Source organism: Listeria grandensis, assembly GCF_014322885.1.
Taxonomy (GTDB): domain Bacteria; phylum Bacillota; class Bacilli; order Lactobacillales; family Listeriaceae; genus Listeria_A; species Listeria_A grandensis.
On the sequence record NZ_JAASUG010000008.1, the window covers coordinates 152,237 to 158,796 of the forward strand.

6 protein-coding genes are annotated in these 6,560 nt (G+C 42.9%); all 6 read left to right on the forward strand.

The window, feature by feature from the left end:
* Window positions 1-36 precede the first annotated feature (36 nt).
* The 6 genes from cysK to lysS all read left to right on the forward strand — a co-directional run bounded on the left by cysK (window position 37) and on the right by lysS (window position 6,101).
* Window positions 37-960, forward strand: coding sequence for a cysteine synthase A (cysK, locus tag HCJ54_RS11970; protein WP_187137808.1), 924 nt, complete (start codon window positions 37-39; stop codon window positions 958-960).
* Between the two features lie 758 nt (window positions 961-1,718).
* Window positions 1,719-2,504, forward strand: coding sequence for a dihydropteroate synthase (folP, locus tag HCJ54_RS11975; RefSeq protein ID WP_187137814.1), 786 nt, complete (start codon window positions 1,719-1,721; stop codon window positions 2,502-2,504).
* Between the two features lie 15 nt (window positions 2,505-2,519).
* Window positions 2,520-2,888: a dihydroneopterin aldolase gene (folB, locus tag HCJ54_RS11980; RefSeq protein ID WP_187137809.1), complete on the forward strand. Its 369-nt coding sequence runs from the start codon at window positions 2,520-2,522 to the stop codon at window positions 2,886-2,888.
* Window positions 2,881-3,360 (forward strand): 2-amino-4-hydroxy-6-hydroxymethyldihydropteridine diphosphokinase, encoded by a 480-nt coding sequence (gene folK, locus HCJ54_RS11985; protein WP_187137810.1) that lies wholly within the window; start codon window positions 2,881-2,883, stop codon window positions 3,358-3,360. Before folB ends, folK begins: the two co-directional genes overlap by 8 nt.
* Before the next feature lie 131 nt (window positions 3,361-3,491).
* Window positions 3,492-4,484 (forward strand): tRNA dihydrouridine synthase DusB, encoded by a 993-nt coding sequence (gene dusB, locus HCJ54_RS11990; RefSeq protein ID WP_187137811.1) that lies wholly within the window; start codon window positions 3,492-3,494, stop codon window positions 4,482-4,484.
* A gap of 120 nt (window positions 4,485-4,604) precedes the next feature.
* Window positions 4,605-6,101: a lysine--tRNA ligase gene (lysS, locus tag HCJ54_RS11995; protein WP_185528103.1), complete on the forward strand. Its 1,497-nt coding sequence runs from the start codon at window positions 4,605-4,607 to the stop codon at window positions 6,099-6,101.
* Window positions 6,102-6,560: the final 459 nt, after the last annotated feature.

Here is a 6,560-nt window from a genome sequence, read left to right on the forward strand (position 1 = left end):
AAGTAAAGAAAAGAACTATGAAGGAGTGTTGAGAAAATGAAGATTGCAAACTCAATTACAGACTTAATCGGGAATACGCCCATTGTGAAATTAAACAGATTACCAGAAGCGGGAAGCGCAGAGGTATATGTGAAACTAGAATTCCAGAATCCGGGTGGTAGTGTCAAAGATCGGATTGCTAACGCGATGATTGAAGATGCAGAACAATCAGGTGCATTAAAAGCAGGCGACACGATCATTGAACCGACGAGTGGAAACACGGGGATTGGGTTGGCAATGGTTGCAGCGGCGAAAGGATACCGTGCGATCTTCGTTATGCCAGAGACGATGAGTTTAGAGCGTCGTAAGCTACTCCAAGCGTATGGTGCAGAATTGGTTCTAACACCGGGCCCTGACGGCATGAAAGGCGCGATTGCAAAAGCTGATGAATTAGCAAAAGCACACGGCTATTTCGTACCACAACAGTTCCATAATCCAGCTAATCCAGCTGTCCATGAGCGTACGACAGGTCCAGAAATCGTCGAAGCATTCGGTAAAGACGGCCTAGACGCGTTTATCGCAGGTGTAGGAACGGGTGGAACAGTATCGGGAGCAGGGCATGTTTTGAAGAAAAACTACCCAAATATAAAAATTTACGCATTAGAGCCAGAGGAATCTGCAGTGCTTTCCGGCGACTCACCGTCACCACATAAAATCCAAGGAATCGGTGCAGGATTCATTCCGGATACACTAGACACAAAAGTATACGACGGCATTCTCAAGGTTTCGAGCGAAGACGCATTGGAAACAGCGCGAGAAGTCGCTAAAAAAGAAGGTATTCTAGTAGGGATTTCCTCGGGGGCAACGATATTTGCGGCTTTGAATTTAGCCAAAGAACTAGGCGGAGGAAAAAAAGTGTTAGCAGTGGTAGCCAGTAATGGCGAACGTTATTTGAGTACCGCGTTATACAACTTCGAATAAATCTCATAGACTTCTAACAAAAAACACAGTAAAATTTCGCGAACGTGCAGTAATATAGTACTTGTAAGACCACAACAAATAAGTCGATTTCCGTTACTTCCTCGTGATGGAAAGCAAAAACCAACGTGCCACCAACACGTTGGTTTTGTTGTTGTTCTGAGGATTTTCTCGAAGTAATAGTATGAATACAGGCGTGGTAAGTGTTCGTTGTGTGTCATGCTTTGCGCCTTCGTGTCTAGCCGAAACAGCCAACTCCTCGAAAACTTCACGCCCTCCGCAAAAACCGAGAGAGGGTTTTCACTGCGGCCGCTCCAGTTTTTTTCGGAGCTAACGGGCTGTTTCGGCTTTTCGGTGTGTCTAGCCTCCACAGCCAGCTCCTCGAAAACTTCACACCCTTCGCAAAAACCGAGAGAGGGTTTTCGCTGCGTGCGCTCCAGTTTTTTTCGGAGCTAACGGGCTGTTTCGGCTTTTCTTTTATTTCTCATCAAATTCTAACAAAAAACTCAGTGAAATTTTGTTTTAGTGGGTTATTATATGTTCATAAGCTAACAACAAGCAAAACCAAGTTTCATTTTTTCCCTTTTTAAAATGAAAACTTAACACTCCCTTTTTGACCAGCGCGGTTACTCCCTTTTCCGCGCTGGTTTTTTGTTGCGTACTAAAGGCAATGTGATCCTCAAAAATGTGAAGACATGATATACTTATTTAAAAAAGAGGTGAGTTCATTGAGTAAAACATGGCTGAAAAATCATCCGACTATGATTATGGGCATTTTAAACGTAACGCCTGATTCGTTTTCGGATGGAGGGAAATACATAACGGAAACTCAAATCAAAGATAAAGCAATGCAGATGGTACGAGATGGCGCGGCAATCATTGATATTGGCGGTGAGTCAACGCGGCCTGGCTACAGGGAAATTCCTGTGGATGAAGAGATCGCTCGTGTGATTCCAGCAATCAAGGCTGTTCGGGCTGTGTTACCAAACATATGGATATCCATTGATACATGGAAATCGGAAGTTGCGCTTGCTGCGATTCAAGCGGGAGCAGATATTATTAACGACCAGTGGGGAGCTAAGCGAGATCCGAAAATAGCTCAAATTGCTGCTGTCTATTCAACGCCGATTGTTTTAATGCATAACCGCCCGAATCGGGAGTACGATCATTTTATGACGGATGTAAAAAAAGATTTGCAAGAAAGTATCGAAATTGCTAAAAATGCGGGTGTTCCGAGTCACCATATCCTACTCGATCCTGGGTTTGGTTTTGTCAAAACACCAGCGCAAAATCTGGAAATTTTACGTAAAATTGATGAATTAGTGGCAATGGGGCATGAAGTTCTTCTTGGGACGAGTCGGAAATCTACTATTGGACTTGTTCTAGATTTACCAGTAGATCAAAGAGTGGAAGGTACCGGCGCGACGGTGGTCTATGGGCAAACGAAAGGCTGCACTATTTTTCGCGTACATGATATCCAGCCGATTGCCCGCATGATCGCGATGACCGACGCCATTCTCGGCAATGTCGAAGCGCCGAATAATTAAGGAGGAACTTTTAAAATGGACAAAATATATTTAAATGAGCTAGCTTTTTATGGCTATCACGGGGTGCTACCAGAGGAAAATAAGCTAGGTCAAACATTCATCGTCTCACTCGTATTGGGGCTTTCTACAGAGGTGGCTGGGAAAAGCGATGAAGTAAATGATACAGTGAGTTATGCGGATGTTTACGAAACGGTAAAAGAGATAGCAGAAAACAAGTGCTTTAAACTCATCGAAGCTCTCGCAGAAACGATTGCAGCCACTGTTCTGTGCGACTATCAACTGCTTAAAGAAGTCACAGTTAAAGTTATCAAGCCAAATCCGCCGATTCCTGGGCACTATCACTCAGTAGCTGTCGAAATTACGAGGGCCGCAAACCATGCATAAAGCCTATTTATCCATTGGAACGAATATTGGGAATCGCGAAACCAACTTAGAAAATGCATTGAGAGCATTGAATAAAAGCGCTGCGATTAAAATAACACGTGTTTCAGGGGTTTATGAAACAGATCCAGTAGGTTTTGAAGACCAAGCCCCATTTTTAAATATTGCAGTCGCGCTTGAAACGACACTAGACCCGGAAACACTACTACAAACAGGTTTGGCGATTGAGAATGACTTAGGACGTGTTCGCGAAATTCGCTGGGGACCACGCTTGATCGATATCGACTTACTTCTATATGATGATGTGATCCAGCAAACAGAAACGCTAGAACTTCCCCATCCTAGAATGAACGAGCGGGCTTTTGTCATGATCCCATTGCAGGAAATCGCGCCAACCGTCGCAGCTCCTCTTTTACGCAAAGAAATTTTACAAGATCAAGGAATTAACAAGGCAGACACGAAGCTGGATTGGTAAATTTGGCACTTGCGCTTTCAATCAAATATGTTACCATAACAATATTGTTTTAAAAGGAGAAATCAACCGCTTAGATCACGGAGCGCAAAGCTACGAGCGGTTATTTTATTTCAAGAAAGAAGGGTTATTCTATGTGGAAAATCGGCAATGTACCCATTAAAAATAGAGTTGTCGTCGCGCCGATGGCAGGGATCTCGAACTCCGCGTTCCGTCTGACGGTAAAAGAATTCGGCGCTGGCCTCGTATGTTGCGAAATGATAAGCGATAAGGGGATTGCGCATCGTAACGCTAAAACACTAGACATGCTCTACATCGATGAAAAAGAGAAGCCGCTAAGCCTGCAAATTTTCGGCGGGGATAAAAATATATTAGTAGAAGCCGCTAAATTTGTTGCAGAAAACACAACCACGGACATTATCGACATTAACATGGGCTGCCCAGTTAATAAAATCATCAAATGTGAAGCTGGTGCAAAATGGCTTCTCAATCCTGATAAAGTGTATGATATGGTCGCTGCTGTAGTAGACGCCGTCGATAAACCAGTCACTGTAAAGATGCGCATAGGTTGGGATGACGAGCACGTATTCGCCGCCGAGAACGCCCAAGCTGCAGAACGTGCCGGAGCAAGCGCCATCGCGATGCATGGTCGGACCCGCGTTCAAATGTACGAAGGTAAAGCTGACTGGAATGTTCTAGCCGAAGTTAAAAAGAATATCAAGATTCCATTCATGGCAAACGGAGACGTCCAAACGCCCGAAGATGCCAAAGCGATCCTTGAGAAGACTGGTGCAGACGGTGTCATGATCGGTCGTGCAGCACTAGGTAACCCGTGGATGATCTATCGTACCGTACACTATCTAGAAACCGGCGTGCTACTCCCAGAACCAGAACCGCGCGAAAAAATCGAAACAGCCCTGCTCCATTTACGACGCCTTATCTCATTGAAAGGCGAAAGCATCGCTGTACGCGAATTCCGACAACATGCAGCATACTATCTGAAAGGTGCTCGCGGAAGTACCCGTGCTAAAGTGGCGGCCAACCAAGCAACCAAGTACGTAGAAATGGAAGCTATTTTACGAGGCTATGTCGACCAACACGAAGAAAAACTTATGGCAAAACAATAAAGTTTAAGTTGTCTCATCGTATTTGGAGGCAACTTTTTTCAAATAAAACTAGATAAACAAGCCCAATTGAGCGTATAATAAAACTATCTGTATAACTTGAAAAGAATAGGAGTGTCAAATATGTCCCACGAGAACCATGAAGAACTTAATGATCAACTAATTGTTCGCCGTGAAAAGCTGGATACATTGCGAGCGGAAGGAATCGATCCATTCGGCGCGAAGTTCGTCCGTACGATTAGCCCAGAAGAAATAGTAAGTCAGTACGAAGGCAAAACAAAAGAGGAGCTAGAAGAAGCCTCCATCGAAGTTTCTGTCGCAGGACGTATCATGACCAAACGAGTAAAAGGGAAAGTTGGTTTTACGCACATCCAAGACCGTTTCCATCAAGTTCAAATCTATATCCGTAAAGACGGTGTAGGAGAAGCGGCTTATGACGTTTTTAAATTAGCGGACTTAGGTGACATTGTCGGCATTAAAGGAACAATTTTCCTGACCAATACTGGAGAATTATCCGTTAAAGCATCAGAATTCACCATGCTAAGTAAAGCTCTACGTCCATTGCCAGATAAGTTTCACGGTTTAAAGGATGTAGAACAACGCTATCGACAACGCTATTTAGACCTAATCACAAACGCAGAAAGTCAACAACGCTTCGTGATGCGCAGTAAAATTATGCAATACACACGTAACTATCTTGATAATATTGGCTATCTAGAAGTAGAGACACCAGTTCTGCACACAATCGCAGGTGGAGCGGCAGCAAAACCGTTCATCACACACCATAATGCTTTGGATATGCAACTATATCTTCGTATTGCGTTGGAGCTTCACTTGAAACGCCTTATCGTAGGCGGCATGGACAAAGTGTATGAAATAGGTCGCGTATTCCGTAATGAAGGTGTTTCAACAAGACATAACCCAGAGTTTACAATGCTAGAAACCTACGCGTCATTCGAGAATTTTGAAGATATCATGGAACTAGTAGAAGGCCTTATCTCCACCGTTTGCCAAAAATTACATGGCACGACAGTCATCACATATGGAGAAGATCAAATCGATTTGACACCTAATTGGACCCGTCTACATATGGTAGATGCAGTTAAGCAATACACGGGCGTCGATTTTTGGAATGTGCAAACAACTGAAGAAGCACAAGCATTAGCGAAAGAGCACAATGTTCCGATTACAAAACATATGACATACGGACACATCCTAAATGAATTCTTTGAAGTATTTGTTGAAGAGAAGCTTATTCAACCAACATTCATTTATGGACATCCAATTGAAATTTCACCGTTAGCTAAAACAAATAAAGAAGATGGACGTTTCACGGATCGCTTTGAAGTATTCATCGTAGGGCGCGAACATGGTAATGCATTCTCAGAATTAAATGATCCAATTGATCAACGTCAACGATTTGAAGCGCAAGTATCTGAGCGCGAGCACGGTAATGATGAGGCGCACAGTATGGACGAAGAGTTCTTGGAGGCCTTGGAGTATGGGTTACCACCGACTGGGGGGTTAGGCATAGGAATGGACAGGCTAGTAATGCTTTTGACTAATGCCCCGTCTATTAGAGATGTGCTATTATTCCCGACAATGAAACCAAGAGATTAAACTTAATAAAATCGTGTTTTTGGACAGACTCAAAAACACGATTTTACTCTATAAAAATCTAGTTTGAAAAACTTTTTTTAAAATGTGAACTTTTTTTGTCAAATATACTTGCCAAGGTCTCCAAAACGTGATATATTAGTAAACGTTCCAGCGAATAAATAAAAGCAACCAAGAGTCAAAAATATTTTTTTGAAAAAAGTTCTTGACAAACCTCGCTAGGAAGTGTAAGATATAAGAGTTGCCGCTAAATACGTTTAGCGCCTCCGAATGACCTTTGAAAACTGAACAGAAACAAAGATAAAACCAAGAAGACAGTCATGTTTTCGGGTAAGAATCACAGGACGGAAATAGAGAGCTATTTCCACAAGTAATACTAGTAAAATTATTTGCTAGCGAAGTCAATTTGACGCAAGGATCTTATTCACGGTGTTGAATAAGTATTCAGATTCATCTTTTATT